The sequence below is a fragment of the Spirulina sp. 06S082 genome, assembly GCF_034932145.1.
GTDB lineage: Bacteria > Cyanobacteriota > Cyanobacteriia > Cyanobacteriales > Spirulinaceae > CCY15215.
In genome coordinates this window covers 1-619 of sequence record NZ_JAYGHV010000122.1, presented here as the reverse complement: position 1 = coordinate 619, position 619 = coordinate 1, and the positions used below count along the sequence as shown (strand labels likewise).

General features: G+C 51.7%; 1 pseudogene. It reads left to right on the top strand.

From position 1 onward, the window contains the following. Positions 1 to 3: 3 nt before the first annotated feature. Positions 4 to 619 (top strand): annotated as a pseudogene (locus VB714_RS07430) (photosystem II D2 protein (photosystem q(a) protein)); the annotation flags it as partial.

Genomic DNA, 619 nt, shown 5'->3' with positions numbered 1-619 from the left:
TTTATGACCGTAGCAATGGGACGCGCCCAGGCACAACGAGGATGGTTTGATGTCCTCGATGACTGGCTCAAACGCGATCGCTTCGTTTTTATCGGTTGGTCGGGTTTACTCCTGTTCTCCTGCGCCTATCTAGCACTGGGGGGCTGGCTCACCGGCACAACCTTCGTTACATCTTGGTATAGCCACGGTTTGGCTTCTTCCTACTTGGAAGGCTGTAACTTCCTCACCGTCGCTGTTTCTTCCCCTCCTAATAGTTTGGGACACTCCTTAATTTTCCTCTGGGGACCCGAGGCACAATGGAACTTTACCCATTGGTGTCAATTGGGAGGACTCTGGACCTTCGTTGCCCTCCACGGTGCCTTTGGACTGATTGGCTTCATGCTGCGTCAGTTTGAAATTGCTCGTTTGGTGGGCATTCGTCCTTATAACGCGATCGCCTTCTCTGGACCGATTTCCGTATTCGTCAGTGTTTTTCTGATGTATCCCCTAGGACAGTCAGGCTGGTTTTTCGGACCCAGCTTTGGGGTAGCGGGAATTTTCCGTTTCATCTTATTCCTACAAGGTTTCCACAACTGGACCCTGAACCCCTTCCACATGATGGGAGTAGCGGGCATCCTAG